This window comes from Bradyrhizobium sp. BRP22 (assembly GCF_020194175.1).
In the GTDB taxonomy this organism is placed as follows: domain Bacteria; phylum Pseudomonadota; class Alphaproteobacteria; order Rhizobiales; family Xanthobacteraceae; genus Bradyrhizobium.
Genome location: NZ_JADYVX010000138.1, coordinates 1 through 361, shown reverse-complemented (window position 1 = coordinate 361; position 361 = coordinate 1). Strand labels below are relative to the sequence as shown.

At 63.7% G+C, this 361-nt stretch carries 1 protein-coding gene; it reads left to right on the top strand.

All coding sequences use genetic code 11. The features are described from left to right. Window positions 1-14: 14 nt before the first annotated feature. Window positions 15-361: condensation domain-containing protein (locus I6F35_RS40730; RefSeq protein ID WP_225122980.1), on the top strand; the 347-nt coding region annotated here is incomplete at its 3' end.

The window sequence follows — 361 nt, the reverse complement described above, 5'->3', positions numbered from 1 at the left end:
CGGGCAAGCCGCGCGTGTCGGAGCTTCTGGAGCGGACGCGGCGCACGGTGCTGGCTGCGCAGGAGCATCAGGACCTGCCGTTCGAGCAGGTGGTGGAGATCGTGCAGCCGCCCCGGGCTCTTGATCATACGCCATTGTTGCAGGTGATGCTGGCCTGGGAGAACAATGCGGTTGGGTCATTGGACCTGCCAGGGCTGAGTGTCGAAGCTGCCGGGGAGGAGATTGATCAGGTCGAGTTCGATCTGGAGCTGAACCTTGGCGAGCATGGCGAGGAGATCGCCGGAACGCTGGGTTATGCCACCGCGCTGTTTGATCAGGCGACGATCGAGCGGCAGCGAGGTTATCTGCTGGCACTGCTGCG